This is a genomic window from Amycolatopsis thermophila, assembly GCF_030814215.1.
Lineage (GTDB): Bacteria > Actinomycetota > Actinomycetes > Mycobacteriales > Pseudonocardiaceae > Amycolatopsis_E > Amycolatopsis_E thermophila.
Genome location: NZ_JAUSUT010000001.1, coordinates 2,474,545 through 2,499,999 on the forward strand (window position 1 = coordinate 2,474,545; position 25,455 = coordinate 2,499,999).

The 25,455-nt window shown below is 71.3% G+C and carries 25 protein-coding genes; 12 read left to right on the top strand and 13 right to left on the bottom strand.

Annotation, left to right across the window (positions count from 1 at the left end; genetic code table 11):
- Positions 1 to 1,092 precede the first annotated feature (1,092 nt).
- Positions 1,093 to 1,971, top strand: coding sequence for an SDR family oxidoreductase (locus FB470_RS12260; protein ID WP_306991192.1), 879 nt, complete (start codon positions 1,093 to 1,095; stop codon positions 1,969 to 1,971).
- Between the two features lie 9 nt (positions 1,972 to 1,980).
- Positions 1,981 to 2,433, top strand: a complete 453-nt coding sequence (locus FB470_RS12265; RefSeq protein ID WP_306991194.1) for a pyridoxamine 5'-phosphate oxidase family protein — start codon at positions 1,981 to 1,983, stop codon at positions 2,431 to 2,433.
- On the opposite strand, the gene FB470_RS12270 is transcribed toward FB470_RS12265, so the two are convergent.
- Positions 2,427 to 2,702, bottom strand: coding sequence for a YciI family protein (locus FB470_RS12270; protein WP_306991196.1), 276 nt, complete (start codon positions 2,700 to 2,702; stop codon positions 2,427 to 2,429). The two genes, FB470_RS12265 and FB470_RS12270, sit on opposite strands and share 7 nt — an antisense overlap.
- A gap of 119 nt (positions 2,703 to 2,821) precedes the next feature.
- On the opposite strand from FB470_RS12270, the gene FB470_RS12275 reads away from it, so the two are divergent.
- Together FB470_RS12275 and nagA are read left to right on the top strand one after the other, a co-directional pair.
- Positions 2,822 to 3,394, top strand: coding sequence for a SigE family RNA polymerase sigma factor (locus FB470_RS12275; RefSeq protein ID WP_306991198.1), 573 nt, complete (start codon positions 2,822 to 2,824; stop codon positions 3,392 to 3,394).
- 40 nt (positions 3,395 to 3,434) lie between these two features.
- Entirely contained in the window at positions 3,435 to 4,559 is a 1,125-nt protein-coding gene (gene nagA, locus FB470_RS12280) for an N-acetylglucosamine-6-phosphate deacetylase (protein ID WP_306999221.1), read from the top strand.
- Here nagA and FB470_RS12285 read toward each other — a convergent pair whose 3' ends face one another.
- The gene (locus FB470_RS12285; protein ID WP_306991199.1) at positions 4,560 to 5,234 is read right to left on the bottom strand and encodes an SAVMC3_10250 family protein; all 675 of its coding nucleotides are present in this window, start codon (positions 5,232 to 5,234) and stop codon (positions 4,560 to 4,562) included.
- A 62-nt stretch (positions 5,235 to 5,296) separates the two neighbouring features.
- On the opposite strand from FB470_RS12285, the gene FB470_RS12290 reads away from it, so the two are divergent.
- The gene (locus tag FB470_RS12290; RefSeq protein ID WP_306991201.1) at positions 5,297 to 5,605 is read left to right on the top strand and encodes a hypothetical protein; all 309 of its coding nucleotides are present in this window, start codon (positions 5,297 to 5,299) and stop codon (positions 5,603 to 5,605) included.
- A gap of 43 nt (positions 5,606 to 5,648) precedes the next feature.
- A complete protein-coding gene (locus FB470_RS12295; protein ID WP_306991203.1) occupies positions 5,649 to 6,362 on the top strand; it encodes a DedA family protein in 714 nt (237 codons plus the stop codon).
- Between the two features lie 52 nt (positions 6,363 to 6,414).
- Here FB470_RS12295 and FB470_RS12300 read toward each other — a convergent pair whose 3' ends face one another.
- On the bottom strand, positions 6,415 to 7,806 hold the full coding sequence (locus FB470_RS12300; RefSeq protein WP_306991206.1) for an FAD-binding oxidoreductase: 1,392 nt from the start codon (positions 7,804 to 7,806) through the stop codon (positions 6,415 to 6,417).
- 1,659 nt (positions 7,807 to 9,465) lie between these two features.
- Here FB470_RS12300 and FB470_RS12305 point away from each other — a divergent pair.
- From FB470_RS12305 to FB470_RS12320, 4 genes are all read left to right on the top strand, one after another.
- Positions 9,466 to 9,990 (top strand): MarR family winged helix-turn-helix transcriptional regulator, encoded by a 525-nt coding sequence (locus tag FB470_RS12305; protein ID WP_306991208.1) that lies wholly within the window; start codon positions 9,466 to 9,468, stop codon positions 9,988 to 9,990.
- Positions 9,987 to 12,620, top strand: a complete 2,634-nt coding sequence (locus FB470_RS12310) for an MFS transporter (protein ID WP_306991210.1) — start codon at positions 9,987 to 9,989, stop codon at positions 12,618 to 12,620. The genes FB470_RS12305 and FB470_RS12310 overlap by 4 nt, the downstream gene beginning before the upstream one ends.
- A complete protein-coding gene (locus FB470_RS12315; protein WP_306991212.1) occupies positions 12,617 to 13,438 on the top strand; it encodes a YceI family protein in 822 nt (273 codons plus the stop codon). The genes FB470_RS12310 and FB470_RS12315 overlap by 4 nt, the downstream gene beginning before the upstream one ends.
- Positions 13,439 to 13,556: 118 nt before the next feature.
- Positions 13,557 to 14,240: a DedA family protein gene (locus FB470_RS12320; protein WP_306991214.1), complete on the top strand. Its 684-nt coding sequence runs from the start codon at positions 13,557 to 13,559 to the stop codon at positions 14,238 to 14,240.
- Between the two features lie 358 nt (positions 14,241 to 14,598).
- On the opposite strand, the gene FB470_RS12330 is transcribed toward FB470_RS12320, so the two are convergent.
- On the bottom strand, positions 14,599 to 15,342 hold the full coding sequence (locus tag FB470_RS12330) for an SDR family oxidoreductase (RefSeq protein ID WP_306991216.1): 744 nt from the start codon (positions 15,340 to 15,342) through the stop codon (positions 14,599 to 14,601).
- A gap of 93 nt (positions 15,343 to 15,435) precedes the next feature.
- On the opposite strand from FB470_RS12330, the gene FB470_RS12335 reads away from it, so the two are divergent.
- The gene (locus tag FB470_RS12335; RefSeq protein WP_306991218.1) at positions 15,436 to 15,996 is read left to right on the top strand and encodes a TetR/AcrR family transcriptional regulator; all 561 of its coding nucleotides are present in this window, start codon (positions 15,436 to 15,438) and stop codon (positions 15,994 to 15,996) included.
- Here the strand turns inward: FB470_RS12335 and FB470_RS12340 are convergent.
- From FB470_RS12340 to FB470_RS12375, 8 genes are all read right to left on the bottom strand, one after another.
- Complete coding sequence (locus FB470_RS12340) at positions 15,968 to 17,500, bottom strand: class I adenylate-forming enzyme family protein (protein WP_306991220.1); 1,533 nt, start codon at positions 17,498 to 17,500, stop codon at positions 15,968 to 15,970. The two genes, FB470_RS12335 and FB470_RS12340, sit on opposite strands and share 29 nt — an antisense overlap.
- 50 nt (positions 17,501 to 17,550) lie before the next feature.
- The gene (locus FB470_RS12345; protein WP_306991222.1) at positions 17,551 to 17,964 is read right to left on the bottom strand and encodes a VOC family protein; all 414 of its coding nucleotides are present in this window, start codon (positions 17,962 to 17,964) and stop codon (positions 17,551 to 17,553) included.
- Between the two features lie 117 nt (positions 17,965 to 18,081).
- Entirely contained in the window at positions 18,082 to 18,828 is a 747-nt protein-coding gene (locus FB470_RS12350) for an SDR family oxidoreductase (protein ID WP_306991224.1), read from the bottom strand.
- A complete protein-coding gene (locus FB470_RS12355) occupies positions 18,825 to 19,463 on the bottom strand; it encodes a nucleoside/nucleotide kinase family protein (RefSeq protein WP_306991225.1) in 639 nt (212 codons plus the stop codon). The genes FB470_RS12350 and FB470_RS12355 overlap by 4 nt, the downstream gene beginning before the upstream one ends.
- The gene (locus tag FB470_RS12360) at positions 19,460 to 20,299 is read right to left on the bottom strand and encodes a PfkB family carbohydrate kinase (RefSeq protein ID WP_306991226.1); all 840 of its coding nucleotides are present in this window, start codon (positions 20,297 to 20,299) and stop codon (positions 19,460 to 19,462) included. Before FB470_RS12360 ends, FB470_RS12355 begins: the two co-directional genes overlap by 4 nt.
- On the bottom strand, positions 20,296 to 21,102 hold the full coding sequence (locus FB470_RS12365; RefSeq protein ID WP_306991227.1) for an ATP-binding cassette domain-containing protein: 807 nt from the start codon (positions 21,100 to 21,102) through the stop codon (positions 20,296 to 20,298). Before FB470_RS12365 ends, FB470_RS12360 begins: the two co-directional genes overlap by 4 nt.
- Positions 21,099 to 22,088 (bottom strand): ABC transporter permease, encoded by a 990-nt coding sequence (locus tag FB470_RS12370; protein WP_306999223.1) that lies wholly within the window; start codon positions 22,086 to 22,088, stop codon positions 21,099 to 21,101. Before FB470_RS12370 ends, FB470_RS12365 begins: the two co-directional genes overlap by 4 nt.
- Positions 22,085 to 23,089 carry a substrate-binding domain-containing protein gene (locus tag FB470_RS12375; RefSeq protein ID WP_306991229.1) on the bottom strand — a complete coding sequence of 335 codons (1,005 nt, stop codon included), beginning with the start codon at positions 23,087 to 23,089 and terminating at the stop codon, positions 22,085 to 22,087. Before FB470_RS12375 ends, FB470_RS12370 begins: the two co-directional genes overlap by 4 nt.
- A 118-nt stretch (positions 23,090 to 23,207) precedes the next feature.
- Here FB470_RS12375 and FB470_RS12380 point away from each other — a divergent pair, with 118 nt between their 5' ends.
- Positions 23,208 to 24,224 carry a LacI family DNA-binding transcriptional regulator gene (locus FB470_RS12380; RefSeq protein ID WP_306991230.1) on the top strand — a complete coding sequence of 339 codons (1,017 nt, stop codon included), beginning with the start codon at positions 23,208 to 23,210 and terminating at the stop codon, positions 24,222 to 24,224.
- 219 nt (positions 24,225 to 24,443) lie between these two features.
- On the opposite strand, the gene FB470_RS12385 is transcribed toward FB470_RS12380, so the two are convergent.
- Positions 24,444 to 25,433 carry a glycoside hydrolase family 76 protein gene (locus FB470_RS12385; protein WP_306991231.1) on the bottom strand — a complete coding sequence of 330 codons (990 nt, stop codon included), beginning with the start codon at positions 25,431 to 25,433 and terminating at the stop codon, positions 24,444 to 24,446.
- Between the last annotated feature and the right edge of the window lie 22 nt (positions 25,434 to 25,455).

Consider the following 25,455-nt stretch of genomic DNA (forward strand, 5'->3'; position numbering starts at 1 on the left):
TAGGGCGTGCTTCCAGTTAGGGGCGAGGCTTCCCGGTAGGGCGGGTTTGTCGGGGGGCGTGCTTCTCGTGGGGCGAGGCTTCCCGGTGGGGTCGAGGCTGCTCGGTGGGGTGATGCTTCGTGATAGGGGCGATGCTTCTCGGTAGGGGCGACGGTTCTCATCGGGGGCGCGGCTCCCGGTATGGGATTTCGTCGGCTCCGCCGGGGCGGCGTTGGTTGTCGCTTGTGCCGTTGGTCCATTCGCGTGCCGGGGCGGTTGCGCCATTCGCATTCCGGGGTGGGTGATCCTTTCGCGTGGTCACGAAGGGCCCGTTCGTGACTGGACACGTCCAGTCAGGTGCTCACGAGATGCCCGCTCGACCCGGCGCGACAGGTCCAATCGCGTGCTCATGAGGTGCCCGCTCGCGCCCCAGCAGGTGTCCGTTCGCGGCACCGTCAGAGTTCCACTCGGGTGCTCACGAGGTGCCCGTTCGCGCCCACACACAGGGCTCGTTCGTGCCACCGCGAAAGTTCCACTCGCGCGACTACCAGGAGGCCATTCGACCCCCGCGAGGTGCCCTCCGCCGCAACCACGGAGCGCCCGTTCATGCGAGTACGAGGTGTCCGTTGGCGCAACAGTGCCCGCCGGCGCAACGATCGTGCGTTCACGAGGTGCCCGCCCGCGCGACCGTGAAGGGCCCGTTCGGGCGAGCGCGAGGTGTTCGTTGGCGCCACCGCCTAGGGCTCGTTCGTGCGAGCGCGAGGTGTCCGCCGGCGCGACGATCGTGCGTTCACGAGGTGCCCGCTCGCGCGACCGTGAAGGGTCCGTTCATGCGAGCGCGAGGTGTTCGTTGGCGCCACCGCCTAGGGCTCGTTCGTGCGAGCGCGAGGTGTCCGCCGGCGCAACGATCGTGCATTCACGAGGTGCCCGCTGGCGCGACCACGAACGGGCCCGTTCGAGCGACGAACGGTGCGCCCACTCGCACTCCCACGAAAGCCCACTGGCACCCCCAACGAACCCCAGCCCTCGCCCCACTCTCAAGCCCCCACACCCCGCGAATTCACCCCTACTGAAGAGTAGCTTACTCCCGGTAGGTTGAGGTAGGGTCCCTCCATGGCCAACGTAAAAGGCAAGGTCGTGCTCATCACCGGGGCTGCGCGCGGCATTGGCGCCGGGCTCGCCGAGCGGCTCGCGGCCCGTGGTGCCAAGGTTGCCCTCGTCGGGCTGGAAGCCGACGAGCAGCGGAAGGTCGCCGAGCGCATCGGTGACTCCGCGCGGGCCTGGGAAGCCGACGTCACCGACTGGGACGCCCTCGAAAAAGCCACGGCGGGCGTCGTCGAGCACTTCGGTGGCATTGACATCGTCATAGCGAACGCGGGCATCGCCACGACCGGTTTCGTCCGGTCCGTCGACCCCGCCGCGTTCGAAAAGGTCATCGAGGTCGACCTGCTCGGCGTGTGGCGCACCTTCCGCGTCACGCTGCCCCACGTCATCGAGCGCAAGGGCTACCTGCTGGCCATCTCCTCCCTCGCCGCGATCACCCACGCCCCCGGCATGGCCAACTACGCCGCGGCCAAGGCGGGCGTCGAGGCGTTCTGCAACAGCCTGCGCGCCGAGGTGGCCCACCTGGGCGTCAAGGTCGGCGTCGCCCACCCCACCTGGATCCGCACGGACCTGGTCGAGAGCGCCGACGCCCACCCGGTGTTCGGCAAGCTCCGCGCCGGCATGCCGGGCCTCCTCGGCAAGACCTACCCGCTCGACGTGGCCCTCGACCAGATCGAGGAGGGCGTCCTCAAGCGGGCCCGCGTCATCCACGTCCCCAAGTGGGTCGGCCTGCTCAAGGCCATCCGCTCGGTGCTGCCGCCCATCGTCGAACTCGGGGCCCGCACCCGCGTCCCCGCCGCCGACAAGGCCGCGCTCGAGGACATCAAGGCACGCGGTGCGCGCGAGGCCGCCATCACCGGGCATGGTGGACGGGCAGCGACTCACTGAGGAGGCCCCATGTCCCGCCGTGACCTGATCAAGATGACCCCGGGCGAAGTGCTCGCGTTCTTCGCCGAACAGAAGGTCATCAACGTCGCCACGATCAACCCCAACGGGCGCCCGCACCTCGCCCCGCTCTGGTACGTGCCCCGGGGCGACGGGGTGGCGACCTGGACCTACCGCAAGTCGCAGAAGGTCGCCAACCTGCGCCGGCTCCCGCAGGCCACCGTGCTCATCGAGACCGGCGACACCTACGACAAGCTGCGCGGCGTCCAGTTCGAGGCCGACGTCGAAATCGTCGAGGACACCCCGGCCGTCGCCGAGATCGGCTCCGCCATGGCGGAGCGCTACGGCGGCGGCTCGCTCGGCGCGGACGTCGTCGCCGCGCAGGCGGCGAAACGCGTCGGACTGGTGTTCACGCCGACGAAGATCGTCAGCTGGGACCACTCCAAGCTCGGCGGCGCCTACTGAACCCAGGCGCCCAGCGTCGGGTTGAACTCGCGCACCGTGAAGCTCTCGAGCGCGCCCTCGACGACGTACGGGTCGGCGTCCAGGATCTCCTGCAGGGCGTCGGCGTCCGCGGCCTGGATGAGGAACGCGCCGCCGGAGTCGTCGGCGAACGGCCCGGCCACCGCGAGCGTGCCGTCCGCGGCCAGCTTCGCGAGGTACTCGCGGTGCCGGGGCCGGACCGCCGCGTACTTCTCCTGGTTGTAGACCGTCTGCACCAGGAACCAGGCCATCGCCACCTCCGTTTGAGTACCTGCTCCGCACGCTACCGGGTGAAGTGAATCAACCGATACGCTGGTTCACACGTGTACAGCACGTGGACAACGGTCGGGCCGAAGACAGGCGGGAGTACATGCCGGAGGGCAGCGCGGAGCGCAGCGTCGAACGCACGCTCGGGCATTTGCGCACCATGGACGGGGTCGCGCCCGCATCGGCCCAGCCGGCCGGACCGCTCACCCTGGAGGATCTCTACAAGATCCACCGGATGCGCCTGGTGCGGCTGGCGATCCTCCTGGTCGACGAGCCGGCCACGGCCGAAGACGTCGTGCAGGAGGCGTTCACCGGCCTGTACCGCAACTGGAGCAAGCTCCGCGACGCCGCCTCCGCGGTCGCGTACCTGCGCACCGCCGTGGTCAACGGCTCGCGCAGCGTGCTGCGGCGGCGCAAGACCGCGCGCGAGTACGTCCCGCCCCACGCGGTCAACGCCCGTTCCGCGGAGAGCCTGGCGATGCTGTCCAGCGAGCACCAGTCGGTGGTCAACGCCCTGTCGAAGCTGCCGCCGCGGCAACGCGAGGTGCTCGTCCTGCGCTACTACGGCGGTCTCTCGGAGGCGGAGATCTCCGAGGTCGCGGGCATTTCGAAGGGCACCGTGAAGTCCACCGCGAGCCGGGCGCTGGAGGCTCTCCAGAAGGCCATGAGTGCTTAAGCTGGTTTAGACCAATATGCTGGAGCCTGTGACGGGTTTCGTGCTGACGGGTGGCAGGCTGGCGCTCCCCGAGGGGCTGGTCGAGGACGGGTGGCTCGCGGTCTCCGGCGGGTCGATCGCGGGGATCGGGACCGGGACCCCGCCGCCGGGCGAGCGGATCGACGTCGGCGGCTGCTACGTGGTGCCCGGGTTCGTCGACGTGCACTGCCACGGCGGTGGCGGCGGGTCGTTCTCCAGCGGCGACGCGAAGGAGATCGCCACCGCGATCAAGGCGCACCGCCGGCACGGCACCACCACGATGCTGGCGAGCCTGGTGTCCGACCCGGTGCGCACGCTCGTCGACCAGATGGCGGTGCTGCGCGAGCTGGTCGACGACGGCGAACTGGCGGGTATCCACCTGGAGGGCCCGTTCATCGCCTCCGCGCGCTGCGGCGCCCACGATCCCGCCGTGCTGCGCGAACCCGACGCGGCGACGGTCGACGCCCTGCTGCGCGCCGGGCGCGGCGCCGTCCGGATGGTCACCCTCGCGCCGGAGCTGACCGGTGGTGTGCGGGCGGTGCGGCAACTCGCCGAGTCCGGTGTGATCGCGGCCATCGGGCACACCGACGGCACCGAGGAGCAGATCCGCCCGGCGATCGACGCGGGCGCGACCGTCGCGACGCACCTGTTCAACGGGATGCGGCCGCTGCACCACCGTGAACCGGGCCCGATCGGCGTGCTGCTGGACGACGAGCGCATCACCGTCGAGCTGATCTGCGACCTGGTCCACGTCCACCCGACCGTCCTGCGGCTGGCCGCCCGCTACGCCGGACGCGGACGCACGACCCTCGTCACGGACGCCATGTCGGCCACCGACGCCGCCGACGGCCGCTACCACCTGGGCAGGCTGGAGGTCGACGTCCGGGACGGCGTCGCCACGCTCGCCGACACCGGCTCGCTCGCCGGGAGCACCCTGACGATGGACGCCGCGTTCCGGAACCTGGTCAAGGGTGCCGGCCTGCCGATCCCGGACGCGGTGCGCGCGACGTCGGGGCGCCCGGCCGAACTCCTCGGCCTGGACGACCGGCTCGGCTCGCTGCGCACCGGGCTGGCCGCCGACCTGGTGGTGCTGGACGCCGACCTCCGCCCGGCCCGCGTGCTACGGAGGGGCGCCTGGATCGCCTGATCAGTCCGGCGGCGCGACGTGCTCGACGTAGAGCGGCGTCGCGGCGAGGATGGTGCACTCGTCCACCGGCACCACCGCGGTGATCCGCGCGTAGCCGGCGGCCCAGGCGGCGGTGAACCGCGGCTGGAGGCGGTCCGCCAGTGCGTCCAGGCTGTCCACCATGCGCGCGAGGAACCGCGGGTGCTCCGCGGCCTCCGCCCGGTCCGGTTCGTCCAGCTCCATGAGGATCTGGACGAACCGCACCCACAGCGAGTGGTGCCCCGGATCCATGTCTCGCTCCGCGCCGGGCAGCGCGCCCACCAGGTGGTCGCGCGAACCGTGCAGCAGCAGCCTCAACCGTCCGCCGGTCGGGTAGCCGTCCACGGCCTCGTCGACGTCGAGGAAGACCACCGAACCGCCGATCTCGCCGTAGGCCATCGGCGCCTCGAAGTGCACCCACTGGCCCGGCCGGAGCCCCGGCTCGGCGAACCACTTCGGCGCCCGCGGTGACGCCTCCAACCCCGCGACCGCGGCCGCCAGCCCGGGCTCGGCCGGCCGGGCGGCCTTGCCCACCTTGACCCCGCCGACCGGGGTGGTCACTTCGGCCTCCACGTCCCGCAGACCGCGAGGGCGTTTCGGCAGGTCCGGGACCAGCTGCCGGAGCTTGGCGGTGGAGACGTAGATCAGCTCGCGCATGCGGTCATCGTGCCGCAGTCCGCGCTTCCGCAGGCTGGAAGCGGGCGATTACGCTGTGCGGGGTGAGTGAGCAGACGGATCCGGAACGCCTGCTGGCCGAGGCGCTGCGGGCGCAGGCGCGCAGCGCGCCGCACCCTGGTCCGCCTCCCGGTGGGTGGCCGCAGCTCGGCCTGCTGTCCGGCGCCGACGCGAGCTCGCTGGAGCGCGAACGCGCCGCGCTCGAGCAGCCGGCCCGGTCCGGGCCGCCGCCGGCGAAGGTGCGCCGCGTGGTGCCGCAGGTCCGCCACCTGCCGGTCTACTGGGTGCTCGGCCTGGCCGCCGTGCTCGGTCTCGCCACGGGCGCCGTCATCGGTCTCATCACGCTGCTGTGAGCCCACACAGTGCACACAGGGTCACCCTGTACCGTTTTGTGCTGTGATTCTCGCCGAGACCGCGACCACGCTCGCTCTGATGCCGAAGTGGTTCAACCCCGAGTACCTGCTGACCCAGTTCGGCGCGTACGTCATCGTCGGGTTGTGCCTGGTCATCTTCATCGAGAGCAGCATCTTCCCGGTGCTCCCCGGTGACTCGCTGCTGTTCACCGCGGGTCTGTTCGTGGCGCAGGGCTCGATCCGCACGCCGCTGTGGCTGGTGTGCCTCGTGGTGACCGTCGCGGCGCTGCTGGGCAACGTCGTCGGGTACCTCATCGGCTGGAAGGCGGGCCCGGCGCTGTTCAAGCGGCCGGATTCGCGGTTCTTCAAACAGGAGTACGTGGACAAGACGCACGCCTTCCTGGAGAAGCACGGCTCGAAGGCCGTCGTGCTGGCGCGGTTCGTGCCGTTCGTGCGGACGTTCATCACCTGGATCGCCGGCATCGGCCGCATGGACCCGAAGAAGTACTTCACCTACACCGTCATCGGCGGCATCCTGTGGGCCGCCGGCATCACCGCGCTGGGGCACCTGCTCGGCAACATCTCGTTCATCAAGAACAACATCGAGGCCATCTTCATCCTGATCGTGCTGGTCTCGGTGGTGCCGATCGCCATCGAGTGGGCGAAGAACCGCCGCGAGAAGAAGCTGGCCGCCGCCAAGGCGACGTCCGACGCCGACTCGGAAGTCACCCAGCAGATCCCGCGCATCGACGGCTGAACCGTACGAACAAGGCCGCCGCACGACAACGGTGCGGCGGCCTTTTCGCGTCTCAGGTCAGCGAGAACATCGAGCCCGGGTTGAAGAGGTTCTCCGGGTCGAGGGCCTGCTTGATCTGCCGGTGCACGCGCATCCCCACCGGACCGATCTCGCGTTCCAGCCACTCCCTCTTGATCTTGCCGACGCCGTGCTCGCCGGTCACCGTGCCGCCCAGCTTCAGCCCCACGTCGAGGATCTCGTCGAACGCCCGCCGCGCCCGCGCGAACTCGTCCTCGTCGTCCGGCTGGTAGACGATCGTCGGGTGCATGTTGCCGTCGCCGGCGTGCCCGACCACCGCGATGCGCAGCCCGACCTCCTCGCTGATCCGCTGGCAGCCCGCGATCAGCTCGGCGATCCGGGTCCGCGGCACGGACACGTCGTCGGTCAGCCACACGCCGTACTGCTCCAGCGCCGTCAGCACCACCCGCCGGGCCTGCATCAGCATGCGGCCCTCCGCGAGGTCGTCCGTTGCGTACGTCATCGTCGCGCCGGCGTCCTGGCAGATCTGCTCGAGCGCGGCCAGTTCGCGCCGCGCCACCTCGCCGCCCGCGTCGGACTGGCACAGCAGCAGCGCCTGGCAGTCGGAGCCGGCGCCGAGATCGGTCTTCAGGTACGTCTCGGCCGCCTTGATGGAGCTGGCGTCCATGATCTCCATCAGCGACGGCACCAGGCCCTCGCGCACGGTGCGGGCCACCGCGGTGCCCGCCGCCTCGGTGGTGTCGAACCCGGCGACCAGCGTGCCCGGCGCCTGCGGCAACGGCCGCAACGCCAGGGTCGCCTGCGTGATCACCCCGAGCGTGCCCTCGCTGCCCACGAACAGGCGCGCCAGGTCGTACCCGGCGACGCCCTTGACCGTCCGCCGGCCGGTCTTCAGCACCGACCCGTCGGCCAGCACGACCTCCAGGCCCAGCACCGAGTCGGTGGTCACGCCGTACTTCACGCAGCACAGCCCGCCCGCGTTGGTGGACAGGTTGCCGCCGATGGTGCACCAGTCGTAGCTGGACGGGTCCGGTGGGTAGAACAGCCCGTGCTTCTCCACGGCGTTGCGGAAATCGAGGTTGACCACGCCCGGCTGGACCACCGCGAGCCGGTTGCCCGCGTCGATCTCGACGATCTGGTCCAGCTTGGTCATCACGAGCACGACGCAGCCGTCGATCGCGTTCGCCGCGCCGGAGAGCCCGCTGCCCGCCCCACGCGGGACGATCGGCACCTTTGCCTCGGCGCACGCCCGGACCACCGCCTGCACGCCTTCGACATCGCTGGGCAGGACCACCGCCAGCGGACGGCCGGAGGGTGCCAGCGGCATCATGTCGCGGGAGTAGCTGCCGGTGACGTCCGCGTCGGTCAGAACGGCGTCCCTGCCCAGCTCGGCGCGCAGTTTCGTCAGCAAAGCGTCGGTGCTCATGCATCTATGCTAGCGGCGATCGCGTCCGCAGTGCGGAAAAATTTTTCCGAACGTGGGGGGAGGGGTTGGGGAGGGTGGCTGCGTTCCTGGTGGCTGGGGTGAGCTGAGCAGGGGTTCGGCAGGTCGGTGGCTGTGGTGGGTGGGGTTTGCCGGGCCTGGTGGCTGCGGTGAGCGGGCACTGTTGGGCCGGGGCCAGGTGTTGCCGGGGCCAGGGGCCATGTGGTGGGGGTTTGTTGGGCCGGGTGGCCGCGGTGAGCGGCGTTTGTTGGGGCCGGGGTCCCCGGTGGCGGCGGTTTGTTAGGGCCGGGGTCCCCGGTGGCGGGGATGCCAGGCCGGTGCCCTTGGTGAGCGGGCGCTTGCTGGGCCAGGGCAAGGGCTTTGCCGGGTCTGGCAGCTGAGGGGGAGGGTTTGCCGGCCGGGGCAAGGGGTTCGCCATGGCCTGGTGGCCGCGGTGGGTGGGGATTGCCGGGCACCGGTGCTTTCCCGGCGGGTAAGGCCTGACGCTCCGGTGGCTCGGCTGAGCTGGGTTCGGCGCATGGGCAGGTGGCGCGCGTTCATCGTTGGACCAGTGACGCGTCGGTGATAGGACCAGTGGTGCGGTTGCCGGTGGTGGCCGCGCGAAGGGACCGGTGGCGGCTGTGCGAATGGGCTGATGGTGGCCGCGCGAACGGACGGGTGGCCGCTGCGCGAATGGGCCGATGGTGGCCGCGCGAAGGGACCGGTGGCGGCCGGCGCGAGCGGATCGGTGGCGGCTGTGCGAACGGACCGGTCGCGGCTGCGCGAGTGGGCGGCTGGTTGGCGTGTGGATGGACCGCTGGCGCCTGTGCGCGTGGGCCGCTGGTAGCCGTGCCGGCTGACCGCTGGCGGCGTGGTGCACGAGCGGGCCAACCATCTGGCGGTGGGTGGAGCGCTGGTGGTGCGGCGACGGGCCGACGGTGAGGTTCGCCGATGGGTCAGTGGCGCGTGCATGAGCGGACCACTGATGTCGCGGCGACCGGACCAGCGACCCGGGTGCACGACTCGACCAACGACGCCGCGGCGGGTGGCGCACCGGCGCGCATGAGGGGAGCGCTCGGCTCCACACCACATCGACCAGTCGCGCCATGACCCGACCCACCCCCTGTGCCCAAGAAGCACCCGAGCAAGCCCACCCCAGCGCTCACAAGAAGCACCCGAACGGCCCAGCGCTGGTGCCGGCTGCGGAGGCTGCGGTGCCCGCAACACCCGCCCGCGGGCACGCCCGCGTGCCGCCGGGTCGCCCGCGAGCCGCCCGCCGCCGCGCCCGCGGCTCGCCCGCCGGGTGCCCGCGTGCCGCCCGCCAGCGCGCTCGCGAGCCGCCCGCGACTCGCCGCCAGGCGCCCGCCACCCGCCTGCCGGCGCGCCCGCCACCCGCCCGCCGAGCCGCCTGCGAGCGGCCCGCGACTCACCCGCCGGCACGCCCGCGTGCCGCCCGCCGAGCCGCCAACCACCAGCCCGCTGGCGCGCCCGCCACCCGCCCGCCCCACACCTAAAACCAGTTGCCTATGGCAACTAAAGTGTCCTCGACCACAGAGCGGGTTATTTGAGTGGCGCAACCAACTAGTCAGGGTGCATCCTTGACAAGAGCAAGTAGTTGCTTCGGTCAAATAAGACATCCCGCACGAAGAGAGTGATCCGGCCATGCCATCTCCCGTCGAGGAAGCGGCCTTCACGGACACCGAGCTCGACATCGCCGACGAGCTGGGCGTTCAGCTCGTGCGCTTCATGCGACTGCTCACCAAGGCCAAGTCCCAGGTCGCCAAGCTCGGACCGGACGGGATCGAACGGGCCGCCTACGCGATCCTGTTCCAGCTCATCCACGACGGGCCTCAGCGCACCAGCAAGCTGGCCGAGGCGCTGCACTCCGAGATCTCCACGATCAGCAGGCAGAGCAGCGCGCTGGTGCAGCACGGCCTCGTCGAGCGCCTGGCCGACCCGGAGGACGGGCGCGCCTGCCTGCTGGCCCCGACCGCGGAGGGCATGCGGGTGTTCGAGGAGAACCGCAAGCAGCGCAACCGCTGGCTGGCGGAGGTCCTCGCCGAATGGCCGGAGGACGAACGCCGGGTCCTGAACAAGCTCCTGGACCGGCTCAACACGGGGATCGAACGACACGCTCCACACCTCGCCGACCAGGTCTCGGCGCGCATCAAGGGGGACAACGCATGACACGCTCCACAAGACAACAACCGGTGCCCGCGGGGGGCGCCGTCGCGGACGAGGGTCCGCGCCTGAGCCACAAGCAGATCCTGACCATCCTCAGCGGACTCCTGCTGGGGATGTTCCTGGCGGCGCTGGACCAGAACATCGTCAGCGTCGCGATCGTGAAGATCGCCAACGACCTGCACGGCTTCGACCAGCAGGCGTGGGCGACCACGGCGTACCTGATCACCGCGACCATCGCGACCCCGCTGTACGGCAAGCTGTCCGACATCTACGGGCGCAAGCCGTTCTACCTGATGGCGATCGCGCTGTTCGTGATCGGCTCGGCCGCCTGCACGTTCGCCACCTCGATGTACGAGCTGGCCGCGTTCCGCGCCTTCCAGGGCCTGGGCGCCGGTGGTCTGATGTCGCTGGCGATGACGATCATCGGTGACGTGGTGCCCGCCCGCGAGCGGGTCAAGTACCAGGGCTACTTCATGATGGTCTTCGGCAGCGCGACCGTGCTCGGCCCGGTGCTGGGCGGCCTGTTCTCCGGGTTCGAGAGCCTGGGCGGTCTCGACGGGTGGCGCTGGATCTTCCTGATCAACGTGCCGATCGGCGCCCTCGCGCTCGCGGTCGTCGCCAAGGTGCTCAACGTGCCGCACCAGCGGCAGAACCACCGCATCGACTGGTTCGGCGCGGTCTCACTGGCCATCGCGGTGGTGCCGCTGCTGCTGGTCGCCGAGCAGGGCCGCACCTGGGGCTGGGGCTCCACGACCGCGGTGATCTGCTACGCCGTCGCGGCGTTCGGCGCGGTGCTGTTCCTCTTCGTCGAGTACGTGATGAAGGACGAGGCGCTGATCCCGCTGCGGCTGTTCCGCAACTCGACGTTCAGCGTCGCGATCGGCGGCGGGACCCTCGTCGGTATCGGCATGTTCGGCTCGATCAGCATGATCCCGCTGTACTTCCAGGTCGTGCGGGGTTACTCGCCGACCCAGGCCGGCCTGCTGATGTTGCCGCTGGTGCTGGGCATCATGACCGGCTCCCAGATCTCGGGCCGCATCACCGCGAAGACCGGGCACTACAAGATCCTGCCGGTCATCGGCACGGTCCTGATCGCCGGCGGTGCCGCGATCTACGCCCAGGTGCACTACGACAGCCCGCTGTGGCAGCCGCTGCTGATCGCGCTGCTCATCGGCCTGGGCCTGGGTGGCTGCATGCAGACGCTGATCATCGCCGCGCAGAACGCCGGCCCGCGCCGGGACATGGGCGTGTCGACGGCGTCGGCGACGTTCTTCCGGCAGATGGGCGGCACGCTGGGTGTCGCGGTCTTCCTGACCATCCTGTTCAACCTGCTGCCGGGCAAGATCGCCGGCGCGTTCGGCGGCCGCCTGCCGCAGGGCTTCGACCAGAGCCAGCTGGGCGCGCTGCAGGCCGACACCAGCAGCCTGCACAACCTGCCCGACGCGGTGCAGATCCCGATCCTGACCGGGTTCACCAACTCGATCCACGGGGTCTTCTACGTCGCCGGCGGCGTGGCGCTGCTCGCCGCGATCGTGCTGGCGTTCATGAAGGAGATCCCGCTGACCGGCGGGCCGGCCAAGCCGGCCCCGCCGATCGAGGGCGGCGAGGCACTGGTGCCGGTCGAGGACACGGCGAAGGCCATCGCGGAGGCCGACACCTGGGCGGACGCGGACGCCGCGTTCGCCGAGGACCGCGAACCCGTGCTTGTTGGTGGGAGGCATGCAGTGAGTGAAAACGGACACGGCGACTACCAGCTGGCCGCGCAGAGCGCGCCGATCACGAACGCGGTCGCGAGCGCCGGGACGGACAACGCGCTGGGCACCGGCGGTCAGCCGATCACCGGCACCATCCGCCGCCAGGACGGCACGCCCGTCGGCGGCGCCGCGCTGACCCTGATCGACCAGCGGGGCCGCCAGGTCTCGCGGGCGTCGGGCAGCGGCGACGGCGGCTACCGCATCGGCGCGCCGGGCAACGGCACCTACGTGCTGATCGTGTCGGCGGCCGGGCACCAGCCGCAGGCGGCCAGCGTGGTCGTCGCGGACGGGCCGGCGCGACTGGACCTCACGCTCGTCGGCTCGGGCGAGGTCAGCGGCGTGGTCCGGGTGGCGGGCAAGGGTTCCCCGCTCGCCGGTGCGACCGTGACGCTGACCGACGCGCGCGGTGAGGTCACCGGCGCCGCGATCAGCAACGCCGAGGGCGTCTACGTGTTCAACGGGGTCAGCTCCGGCACCTACACGCTGGTCGCCAGCGCCGACCGGATGCGCCCGGTGGCCTCGCTGATCACCGTGCCGGACAGCGGTGTGCTGCACCAGGACGTCGAGATCGCACCGGCCGTGCTGCTGGCCGGCACCGCCCGCACCGACGGCGGCCGCCCGGTCCCGGACGCGCGGATCACGGTCCTCGACTCCGAGGGCAACGTCGCCGCGGTCGCCCGGACGGACGAGAACGGCCAGTACGTCGTCAGCGACCTCCCGGAGGGTGACTACACCGTGGTCGCCAGCGGGTACCCGCCGGCGACGAGCCAGGTGAACCTGCCGGGTGGCGGCGACGTCAGCCACGACGTGCGGCTGGGCTACGAGCAGGTGCTCGACCAGCTGGGCGACCCGGCGAAGAACGGGGTGGAGCACTCATGAGCGGGTTGCGTGCGCAGATCCGCACGGCCGAGGGCTGGGCGGTGGAGAACGCGGTTCTGACGGTGACCGACATGAGCGGCCAGCAGGTCGCCCGTGCGGTCGCGGACGCCACGGGCGCGGTGGCCACGCCACCGCTCCCGCCCGGCGTCTACACGGCGGTCCTCACCGCCGCCGGGCACAGCCCCCTGGCGCGGACCGCGCAGATCGGGTCGGACGGGTCGGGGTCGCTCGGCGACCTGGTGGTGACGCCGATGGCCGGTGCCGTCGAGCTGCCGCCCGCCGGGCCGTGGACGATCGACCCGGTGCACTCGAGCGCGGTCGCGACCGCCCGGCACCTCGGGATCGCGAGCATCAAGGCGCGGTTCTCCGACATCAGCGGCCGCATCGAGGTGGCGCGGCCCGCCGAGCAGTCGCGGGTCGAGGCCGAGATCAAGGCCGCGAGCATCGACACCGGCATCAAGATGCGCGACGACCACCTGCGGTCGCCGGAGTTCCTGGACGTCGAGTCCTACCCGGTGATCGGGTTCCGCAGCACCGGGATGCGGCAGCGCGGCACCGACACCTGGGTGCTGGCCGGCGAGCTGACGCTGCACGGTGAGCGCAAGCCGATCGAGATGGACCTGACCTACGGCGGCTACGGACCGGACCCGTGGGGTGGCGTGCGCGCCGCGTTCCACGCGGAAACGCAGCTGCACCGGAACGATTTCGCGATCAACTACAACGCGATGGTGCGGGCCGGGGTCGCCGCGATCGGATCGACGGTGAAGATCGAACTCGACATCGAGGCCGTTCAGGGCGAATCACTGCCCCAGATGTGAAAAAACCGGACCGCGGCCGTGCTCCTTTTCGTGAGGGCACGGCCGCGTTCGGTAACAGATCACCTCGATTACGTCGATCGGCTGACCGGTCGTTGCGTGCGGCACGTACGCTTTCCGGGTGACTTTCACCTACGCCGCGTCCGAAGCCGTCGGCGTGGGCTGGTTGGACACGGCCGGCCCGCTGCTGGTCTGGGTCATCGTGCTCAGCTTCGTGTTCGTCGAATGCGCCCTGATCATCGGGCTGTTCCTGCCCGGTGACTCGCTGCTGTTCGCAGCCGGTGTCGTGCTCGCCTCGCACGGTGCGCACACCAGCGCGTGGCTGCTGTCGGTGGCGGCGCTGGTCGTCGCGGTCATCGGCAACCAGGTCGGGTACTACATCGGGCAGCAGACCGGGGTCAGGTTCATCGCCCGGCGCGGTGGCAAGGTCCTCAACCGGCACAACCTCGAACGAGCCCGCGAGTTCCTCGACCGCAAGGGCTTCTTCGCGATCGTCGCCGCCCGGTGGATCCCGTGGATCCGCACGCTGGCCCCGCTGATCGCCGGGGCCGCCCGGATGGACTCCCGGCGCTTCCTGCTCGCCACCACCCTCGGCGGCGTGTTCTGGGTGCCGACGCTGGTGCTGGTCGGCTACTACGGCGCCGGCCTGCTGGACGCGATCCCGTGGGTCAAGACGGTGCTGGTGTGGCTGTCGATCGCGTTCTTCGTGTTCGGCACCGGGTACGGCTTCGTGCGCTACCGGCAGGAGATGCGCCGCCCGGTCGACGAGGAACCCGACGAGCGCGAATACCCGGCCGCCGCCTAGGTGTACTTGGCCAGGACGTTGGTGGCGGTTGGGCTGGGTTGACGTGGGGAGGGCCTCCGGTTGGGGTGTGGCTTGTCCAGGACCCACGCCAGGCCGGAGGCTGCGCCGCTTTCCTGCAGCGGGCGATCGCCTCCTTCGCTGATCGCGGCATCACTCGGATCCAGCGGTTGATGACCGACAACGCCTGGGCCTGCCGCTGGTCACTCCGGCCAATCTGTGCCGAGCACGGCATCCGACAGACGTTCATCAAGCCCCACTGCCCCTGCCAAACCGGCAAAGTCGAAAGCTGCAACGGCGGCCACCCACCTACCAGCCGCCTGCCACCAACCTGATGGCCGAGTACACCTAGGGCGCCCGCTCAGCCCTGCCTGGCCGGCCGGATGGTCAGGTCGCCGATTTCCACGTCGTCGGGCTGCTCGATGGCGAACGCGATCGCGCGTGCCACGGCGTCCGGGCTGATGCCGAGCGCCGCCATGGCCTGCTGGGCCTGATCGCGCTGCCCGGGGTCGGCCACGTGGTCGACGAGCTCGGTGCGCACGAACCCCGGCGAGATGGCGGTCGTGCGGAGGACGCCGTCGGTGGACTCCTGCCGCAGGGCTTCCAGCAGCGTGCGCACGGCGTTCTTGGTGCCCGCGTAGACGGCCTGCGCCGGCACGATCTTGAGGCCCGACGTCGACACCGTGGTGACCAGGTGCCCGTGGCCCTGACGGCGGAACACGGGCAGCGCGGCGGCGATGCCGTGCAGGACACCGCGCAGGTTGACGTCGATCATCGCGTTCCAGTCGTCGACGTCGAGGTCGGCGACCGGCGCGATCCGGGCGACTCCGGCATTGCTCACCAGCACGTCCAGGCGTCCGAACCGGCGCACCGCCAGTGCCACCATCCGCTCGAGATCGGTGCGTTCGGTGACGTCGACCGGTAGCATCTCCGCCCGGCCGCCGCCGTCCCGGATCCGCGCCACGAGCGAGTCGAGCCGGTCGGTGCGCCGGGCGCCCAGCACGACCGCCGCGCCGCGGCCGGCCAGCTCCAGTGCGGTGGCCGCACCGATGCCGCTGCTGGCTCCCGTGATCGCCACGACCTTGTTCTCCACACTGCTCGTCACGTCTTCTCCCAAGCTAAGGTGACAACTGTCCGGTTACTGCGTTCCACCGTACCGGACAACTGTCCGCTTTGCTGTGCCCGAGGAGGTCGCCCGGTGCCGGGTCGTGAGCGGCGGTCGGACGCGGCCGCCAACCGGGAGCGCATCATCGAGGTCGCGCGGACCGAGCTGAGCCGGTCCAACCGGGCGGCGGCCGACCTCAAGCTGCACGCGGTCGCCAAGTCGGCCGGGGTCGGGCAGGGCACCCTCTACCGGCACTTCCCGACCCGCGAGCACCTGCTGGCGGAGGTGTACCGCGACGAGCTGACGCAGCTCGTCGACGCGGTGGCGCCGCTGCTGGCCGAGCATCCCCCGCTGCGGGCCCTGACCTGCTGGCTGGAGCGGCTGGTCGAGTACGCGCGGGTGAAACGCGGCGTCATGGCGGCCATCGAGGCGTCGGCGTGGCAGGACCTCTACTCGGGCCAGCACCACCGGCTCGACGAAGCGCTCGGGACGTTGCTCGAGCGCGGCAAAGCCGCCGGTCAGGTGCGTGACGAGGTCGACGCCGCGGACGTCATCCTGCTCCTGGGCGCGTTGTCACGGATACCCGAGCCGGACTGGGACACCCGCGCCCACCGGCTCGTCGCGGTCATCGTCGCCGGTCTCCGCCCTCGTTGAGCAGCCTGCTCTTCTGGATCTTGCCCGCCGGGGTCAGCGGCAGGCTGTCCCGGACCACGATTTCCTTGGGTACCTTGTAGTCGGCGATCTTCCCGGCGCAGAACGCCGTCAGCTCCTCGGCCGTCGTGGTGGCGCCCGGGGCGAGGACGACGTAGTAGCGGCCGATCTCGCCCAGCACCGGGTCCGGGACGCCGATCCCCGCGGCCAGCACGACGTCCGGGTGCGCGGCGAGCACGTTCTCCACCTCGACCGGGTAGACGTTGAACCCGCCCTGCACGAACATCTCCTTGGCCCGGCCGCGCAGCCGCACCGCGCCGTTGCCGGTCACGCACGCCATGTCGCCGGTGCGCAGCCAGCCTCCGGCGAGCGTCTCCGCCGTCTCGCGGGGCCGGCCGTGGTAGCCCGCCATGAGCGACGGCGACCGCACGAGCAGCTCGCCCGTCTCGCCGGCCGGGAGGTCGGTTCCGGCCGGGCCGGCGACGCGGATTTCGACGTCCGGCAGCGGGTGCCCCACCGTCGCCACCGTCGTCTCGAAGTCGTCGTCCCAGGCGGTCATCAGGACGGCGCCGGAGGTCTCGCTGAGCCCGTAGAGGTTCATCACGGTGGCGTTCGGGAACCGCGTGGTCAGCCGGTCGAGCAGGGCGGGCTCGGCGTTCGCGCCGCCGGTGACGACCAGCCGCACCGCCGAGGTGTCGACCGATTCCAGTTCCGGCCGGTTCAGCAGCAGCGTGTGCATCGTGGGCACCCCGACCCACAGGGTGAGACCGGGACGGGTGAACAGGCCGGCGACCTCGCGGGGGTCGAACGCGGGCAGCAGGACGGCGCGGGCGCGGGCCACCAGTGCCGTCAGGACGCAGCAGGTGATCCCGCTGACGTGGTTGAGCGGCACGGCGACAGGCAGGACGTCGTGCTCGCCGAGGCGCATGTGCCGGGCCTGCGCCCGCGCCGCCGCGAGCTGGCCGCGGTGCGTGAGGACGGCGCCCTTGGGCGTCCCGGTGGTGCCCGAGGTGTAGATGATCATCACCGGGTCGTCCGGGGCCACCGCGACCTTGGCTTCCCCGGGCGGTCCGGCCTCGGCCGACAGCTCGTCGTAGGACCGGTCACCGAAGGACACGACGGTGTCCAGGTGCGGCAGGCGGTCACGCAGGCGCTCGAGGAGCGCCACGAAGTCCACCCCGTCGTGCGCGGGCACCGTGACCACCAGGCGCGCGCCGGAGTCGCCGAGCATGTGCGCGAGCTCGTTCTCCCGGTAGCGCACGCTCAGGCCCACCACGACCGCGCCGATCTTGGCCGCGGCGAAGTACACCACGAGCCACTCCGGCGTTGTGGGGCCGAGCACGCCGATGCGGTCGCCGTGCCGGATGCCGCGGCGCAGCAGCCCGGCCGCGACCCGGTCGGACAGCCGGTCCATCTCGGCGAACGTGATCGCCCGGTCGCCGGTGAGCCAGCCGGGGGCGGACGGGACCCCGGCAGCGTCGGCGAGGGCGTCGAAGATCCGGGACATCCACAGTCCTCCGGGTGCGGTGGGCGGGCCGGAAGGTGATTCTTCGCAGCTTAGGAGTCGAGGTCGGCCCAGACCTCGAGCTGGATCCCGTCCGGGTCGCGGAACACGACGACGGCCGAGCCGGGCAGCGTGCGGGACGCCTTCGCCGGGCTGTAGGTGACCCCGTACGCGGCCAGCCGCTGCTCCCACTGCTTCAGCTCGCCGAAGCTCGGCACCGTGAAGGCGACGTGGTCGAGCCCGGTTCTGCGCTCGTCGAACGGGCCGCGTTCGGTCTCGGGGTGTTGCAGCAGCACCATGGAGAACGCGTCACCGGGGGCTTGGAGGAGGACCTTGCGCAGGCCCGTCTCCGGGTCTTCGCGCCGCCCGGTCTCCTTGAGTTCGAGCACCCGCTCGTACCACGGAACGCTCCGGTCGACGTCGGTCACCGTGAGGGCCAGGTGGTGCACTCCGGTCAGCTTCGACATGCAGTCCCTTCTCACCCGTTCGTGCCCCCTCGTGGGTACAACGTCCTCGACGGGTTCCCGGTTTCCACCGGCGTACCTGTGGACAACTCGAAGATTCATCCACAGGCTGTGGGCAAGTCAGCGACCGCCTCCGACCGGCAGGACCGCGCCCACCGCGTAGGACGCGGCCGGCGAAAGCATCCACAGGACCGCCTCGGCGATCTCCTCCGGCTCGGCGGCCCTCGCGAGCGGGATCGACGGCGCGATCCGCGAGATCCGGCCGGGCATCCCGGCCGCCGCGTGCAGGCCGGTGTCCACCAGTCCGGGCGCCACCGCGTTGACCCGCACGCCCTCGGGCGCGACCTCCTGCGCCAGGCCCCAGGTCAGGGTCTCGACCGCGGCCTTCGTGGCCGCGTAGTGGACCCACTCGCCCGGCGAACCGGTGCGCGCGGCGGTTGACGATACGTTCACCACGGCACCACCGGAGCCGCCGTACCGCGTCGACATGCGCCGCACCGCCTCGCGGCAGCACAGGAACACGCCCGTCACGTTCACGTCCAGCACGCGCCGCACGACCGACACGTCCTGCGCGTCCAGCCGTCCGGGCGTGTTCCCGGTGATCGCCGCGTTGTTGACCACAGCCGTGAGGGGCCCCAGCCCGGCCGCGGCGTCGAACAACGCGATCACGTCCTCCTCGTCGGCGACGTCCCCGCGCACCGCGAGCGACTTCCGTCCGAGGGCCTCCACGCGGGAGACGACCGACTCGGCGGCCGGACTGTCGCTCGCGTAGTTGACGACCACGTCGTACCCGCGCGACGCGCCCAGGACCGCCACCGCCGCGCCGATGCCCCGGCTGCCGCCGGTGACGACGAGGACACCGCTCATATCACGAAGTTCTGCAGCGGCAGGTTCTCCAGCACCAGGTCGGCCCGCCCGGCGGTGGTCTCGATCAGGTCGGCGTTGCGCTGGTCGCTGCCCAGCGCGCGGCCCTTCGCCTCGACCAGGGTGCGGCCGTAGCTGCGGTGGCGGTTGACCAGCCGCTCAACCCGTTCCTGCTCGTCGGGCCGCAGGAACCACACCTCTTCGAGCAGCCCGGGCACGTCGCTCCACGGCTCGGCGTCGACCAGCAGGTAGTTGCCCTCGGTGATGACCAGCGGCACGTCCGGCGGCACGCACACCGCGCCCGCGATGGGCTCCTCGATCTCGCGCCGGAACTGCGGCGCGTACACCGTCTCCTTGGTCTCCTTGATGCGCCGCAGCAGGTTCACGTAGCCGTGGGCGTCGAAGGTGTCCGGCGCGCCCTTGCGGTCGGTCCGGCCCAGGCGCTGCAGCTCGACCTGCGCGAGGTGGAACCCGTCCATCCCGACCACGACCGCGCGGTTGCCCAGCGCGTCGGCCAGCCCGCGGGCCAGGGTGGTCTTGCCGGCGGCGGGCGCGCCGACGATCCCGAGGATGGACCGCCTGCCACGCGTCACCAGGCCCTCGGCCCTGGCCAGCAGCTCGTCGAACGTCGCAGTCATCGCACTCCCAACTTCCCGACCGGAAGGACCCACGCCCGGGGCCCCACGTGCCGCACCTTCTCCGCGGCCACCTCGTTGGCGAACCGGATCAGCTCCGGCAGCCCGAACCTCCCGACGCCGTGCACGAGCGCGCCGTGCCAGACGTCCCCCGCGCCCAGTGTGTCGAGCGCCCGCACCTCCGGCACCTCGATCTCACCGGCATCGTCCGCCGTTTCCCAGCGCACCGGGCGGGGGCCGTTCGTGACGACGACCGTCGGCACCCCGCGCTCGCGCAGGCCGGGCCCGGGCGCCTCGAAGTGCGCCGAGCAGGCCGCGATGTCCACCAGCGGCAGCAGCTCGTCCAGCACCGGCTTCCAGCTGCCGGCGTCCAGCACGACCGGGATGCCGCGATCACGGGCCCACCGCGCGACCCCCAGCGCCAGTCGCGGCAGGTGCCCGTCCACCAGCACGGCTCGGACGCCGTCCGGCATTTCGGACGGCACGGTGCCCGGGTTCTGCCCGGCGTTGCGGGACACGACGGTCCGCTCGCCGTCGCGATCGCGCACGGCGACGGCGCTGACCGCCGGTGGTTCCGCCTGCTCGGGGGCGATGTCGACGACCCGGACGCCGTGGGCGGTCAGGTCGGCGCGGGCCAGCTCGGCGAGCGGGTGCCTGCCCAGTGCCGTCACCAGGACGGCCGCTTCGCCGAGGGCCGCGACCGTCACGGCGGCGTTCGTCGCCGGTCCGCCCGCGGCCACCTCGACGCTCGAGGACTGGACCTTCTCCCCGGGTGACGGGAGCTCCGCCACCCGCTGCACGAGATCGACCGTGCACAGCCCCGCGAGCAGGACGGTCATGCCGACAGTCCGGTGTGGATCGCCGACTCGACTTCCTCCACCTGCCCGTCCGGTCCGACGCGCAGGGCGCCGGTGATCAGCCCGACCACCTGGTTCATGCTCGTCGTCTTCGGCGACACCACGCCGACCCGCCTGCCGAGCCGGTGCACGTGGATGCGGTCCGCGATTTCGAACACGTGCGGCATGTTGTGGCTGATCAGCACGACCGGCAGGCCGCGCTGCCGGATCCGGTCGATCAGCTCCAGCACCTTCGCGGATTCGGCGACACCGAGCGCGGCGGTCGGCTCGTCCATGATCACGGCCTTGGTCCCGAACGCCGCGGCCCGCGCCACCGCGACGCCCTGCCGCTGCCCGCCGGAGAGCGTCTCGACCGGCTGCGTGATCGACTTGATCTTGATGTCCAGCTCGTCCAGCACCCGCTGGGCCTCGGCGCGCATCTTCGCCGTGTCCAGCTTGCGGACCAGCCCGAACACACCGCCGCGGCGGATCTCCCGGCCCAGGAACATGTTCGTCGCGATGTCCTGCGCGGGCGCGAGCGCCAGGTCCTGGTAAACGGTCTCGATACCGCAGCGCCGCGCGTCCAGCGGGGTGCGGAAGTGCACCGGTTCGCCGTCGACCCGGATCTCGCCCGCGTCCGGCACCAGCGCGCCGGACAGCGCCTTGATCAGGCTCGACTTGCCGGCACCGTTGTCGCCGACCACCGCGAGCACCTCGCCCGGTTCGAGGTCGAAGTCCGCGCCGTCGATCGCGGTGACGCGGCCGAAGCGCTTGACCAGGCCGCGCGCGGAAAGGGTGGGGGTCATTTCTGCCTCCTGGCCAGCCGGTCCACGGCCACCGCGGCGATCACCAGAGCACCGGTGGCGACGTCCTGGTAGAGCGAGTCGACGCCGAGCTGGGTCAGCCCGGAGCGCAGCACCGTCACGATCAGCGCACCCATCATCGTCCCGAACACCGACCCGCGGCCGCCGAACAGGCTGGTGCCGCCGAGCACGACCGCGGTGATCGAGTCGAGGTTGCCGAGCTGGTAGGCGTTCGGGTCGGCGTTGGGCACGCGGCCGAGCGCCTGCCACGCGGCGATGCCGAAGATCAGCCCGGCCACCAGGTAGACCGACACGATCGTCCGGTTGACCTTGATGCCGGACAGCCGCGCGGCCTCGGGCGCGTTGCCGACGGCGTAGACGTGCTTGCCCCAGGCGGTCCTGGTCAGCGCGTACCAGAGCACGAGGTACATGACCAGCGCGAGCGTCATGCCGTAGGTGACCGGGATGCCGCCGAACAGGTAGCGGCGGGTGCCGAGCCAGGCGAGCAGGGAGCCGGGGGCGATGGGCACGGCCTGGCCGCCCGCGACCAGCTTGCCCGCGGCGGTCAGCATCGTGAACAGGCCGAGGGTGACGATGAACGGCGGCAGCTTGATCCGGGTGACCAGCGAGCCGGTGACCAGCCCGAGCAGCGCCGTCACGAGCACGCCGAGAACCAGCGCGAAGATCCCCGGCACGCCGCCGACCAGCAGTTTCGCCATCAGCAGCGTGGCCAGCACCATCGCCGCCGCGTTCGACAGGTCGATGCCGGCGGTGAGGATGATCAGCGTCTGGCCGAGCGCGAGCGTGCCGACCACCAGCGACTGCTCGACCACCAGCGACAGGTTGTCCAGGTTCAGGAACGTGCTGGTGGACACCGAGAACACGACGACCGCCACGACCAGCGCGAGCGCGGGCCCGATCGCCGGGGCGCGGAGGAAGAACTCGCCGAGCGTCTCCCGCTCGGTGCGGTCAACAGTGGTCGCCGTCATTTCGTCCCCCAGCAGTTCTGCAGGCCCCACGTCGTGTCCTGGCTGGGCACGCCGGGCATCGGCCGGTCGGTGATGACGACCGAGCCGGTGTCGATGAACCCGCTCGGCTTCTGTCCGGTCTTCGCGTACTGGACGGCCGCGGTGACACCCTCTTCGGCCATCTTGCGCGGGAACTGCATGACGGTCGCCGCGTAGAGGCCGTCACGCACGTTCTGCACGCCCTGGCAGCCGCCGTCGATCGAGCCCATGAGCAGTCGCAGGCCGCGGGCCTGCAGCGCGGCGTACGCGCCGCGGGCGGTCGGCTCGTTCATCGTGTAGACGGCGTTGATGTCGGTGGTGCGCTGCAGCAGGTTCTCCATCTTCTGCTGCGCGATGGACTGGTCGCCGTTGGCGTTGTCCCGGCCGACGATCGCCGGATCGCCGTCCTTGAGCCCGATGCCCTCGAGGAACCCGTTGTGGCGGTAGGTGTCCACAGTGCTGCCCGCGGTGCCGTCGATCATGATCACCTTGGGTGCGGCGGGCCCGAGCGCGGCCTTCACATAGGCGCCCTGCTGGCGGCCGGCGGCGACGTTGTCCGTGGCGTAGGTGGCGTCCACCGCGCTCGCCGGTTCGGTCGCGGTGTCCAGCGCGATGACCATGACGCCGGCCTGGCGGGCCCGCTCGATCGCGGCGAGCACGCCGGTCGAGGAGTTCGGCGTGATCAGGATGGTGGTCACGCCCTGCTGGACCATGTTCTCGATGGCCCGGACCTGGCCGTCGTTGTCGCCGTCGAACTGCCCGGCCAGTGCCATGAACTCCGCACCCTGGGCCTGCGCGGCGGCGCTCGCCGCGTTGCGCAGCTCCACGAAGTACGGGTTGGTCTCGGTCTTCGTCACCAGGCCGACCTTGGCCCGGCCGCTGCCAGCCGGGGCGGAGCTCCCACCCCAGTGGCGTTCCACTGTGCACCCGCTGACGGCCAGCAAGCCGGCCGTGACGAGGCACAGGAGACTCCGCTGTCTCACGCTGCCCTCCCCGTTGAGGCTGATCGTTTGCCGACGGGGACGGTAGGAGGGCTTACACTACTTCGGCAAGCGTTTGCGCAAACGCTTGCGAATCGCTCGTGCTCGTTGGAGAACTTGAATGCCGTCCAGGCCCACCCAGAAGGACGTCGCCGATCTCGCGGGCGTCTCGATCACCACCGTCTCACACGTGGTGAACGGGACGCGCGCGGTGGCCCCGGAAACCAAGGCCGCCGTGCTGCGCGCCATCGAGGAGACCGGCTACACCGGTGACGCGATCGCCCGGTCGCTGGTCACCGGCGGCACCCGGCAGATCGGCGTCGCGATCTCGCTGCTGGCCAACCCGTACTTCGCGGCGCTGATGCAGGCGATCGAACGCGAGGCCGCGGCCGCCGGGTACACGGTGCTCCTGGCGGACACCCACGACACGGTCAAGACCGAGCAGGAGACGGTCCGGACGCTGCGGTCGCGGCGCGTCGAGGGCATGCTCCTGACACCGGCCGCGGGGGACGGCCGCGTGATCAGCGAACTGGTCTCGCTCGGGCTGCCGACCGTCCTGATCGACCGGCTCACCATGCGGTCCGACGTCGACCAGGTCGGCTCGGAGAACATCCAGTCCACTTCGGCCCTGACCGAGCACCTCGCCTCGCTGGGGCACCGGCGGATCGGGTTCGTCAGCGGGATGCCCGGGCTGACCACCTCCGAGGAGCGGACGCTCGGGTACCGGCTCGGGCTCGGGCGCGGTGGGTTGTCGTGGAACCCGGAGCTGGTGGTGTCCGGGCATTCGTCGCGCGAGGGCGGGGCGGCGGCGACGGCGAAGTTGCTGGCGCTGCCCGACCGGCCGACCGCGCTGGTGGTGGCGAACGACTCGATGATGGTCGGGGTGCTGCACGAGGTCCGGCGCCAGGGGCTGCGGGCGGGGTCCGATGTGGCCCTGGCCGGGTTCGACGACGTCGAGTGGTCGGACCTGGTGGAGCCCCCGCTGACCACGATGGCCCAGCCGATCGAGGAGATCGGCCGCCGGGCCGTGCGGTTGCTGCTGGCGCGGATCAAGGAGCCGGAACGGCCGTTCGAGACGGTGCGGTTGCCGCCACGCTTGATGCACCGGTCGTCCTGCGGCTGCGGTCTCCAGATGTAGTGATCTGACAGGTTGTGCGAATTCGGTGATCGGGTCGATCGCCGACAACGGCGATATGTCGCGACGACGCAGGACGCGGCCCACGACAGAGGCCACCAATCCGAGCTGCCAGCAAGAACACCGCGCCCCGATGGCACTGCTGGGGCAACGCCAGGATCGCGGCTTCGGTCTCCGCGGGAAGGCGGGTGGGGCTGTGATGCGGGCGGGGAGTCACGACATCTAGAGCGTGGCCGCCGCCTCCAGCAGCATCCACGCGCCGAGCTGTACCGAGAGGTCCCGCGCCGGGTGGTCCTTCGGCAGGGGTGGCGCCGGGGCGGGCTCGCTCCACTCCGGACTGAACAGCGGGCCGCCGTAGGCGTCGGCGGCGCCCGTCCAGGCGGCTTCCGCCGAGGCCAGCACCAGTGAGCGGGCCGCGTCCGACTCCGGGCCCGCCGGCAGGCGGCGCGCGGCCAGCGCCAGGTAGCGCGCCAGGATTCCGGCGAACAGGCCGCCGTCGCCACCGCCCTGCCCGCGCAGGACGCCGCCGGGGGCGCAGTGCGCCGCGACCGCCCGGATCGTGCGACCGGCCCGGTCCATTTCGGACATCTCCAGGCAGGCGCCGAGGAAAACTCCCTGACAGTAGGTGTAAATCTCCTGCACCAGCTCGTGGCTGTCCACCCGCAACCCGTCCCACACCAGGCCGGTGTCGGGGTCGACCAGCGTCTTCTCCATCCAGTCCAGCAGTTCCCGCGCCCGTTCGACGTCACCGGCCCTGGCGAACAGGATCGCCGCCGGGCCGTTCGACGGCGCGTTCTTGAACCGGTCCCCGCGCCGCCACCAGATCCCGCCGCCGCCCTCGGGCGTCCACCCCGACCGCAGCTCGTCCAGGAAGAAGCTCACGTCCCGGCCGGTGCGCTGCAGGGCGAGCCCCAGCCACGCCAGGTCGTCGTAGTAGTCGTTGCGCCAGTTGCCGAAGTTGCGCACCCGCACCGACGACACGAACCGGTCGATCGCGGCCTCCCGCGCCGACGTCGGATCGCGCTCCTGGGCGTCGACGAGGCAGTCCAGCAGGTGCGCCTGCCACCAGTAGTTCCAGTGCCAGTGCACCCGCTGGCCGGGCGAGGCCGGCCAGCCGCTCCGGGCGAGCAGCGTGCCCGGCAGGCCCCAGACGCGGCGCAGGTGCCGGGTGGCGATCGCCCGTTCCGCGGCGGCGGCCCAGTCGCTGTGCATGAACCCATGATGGATTGGCCCT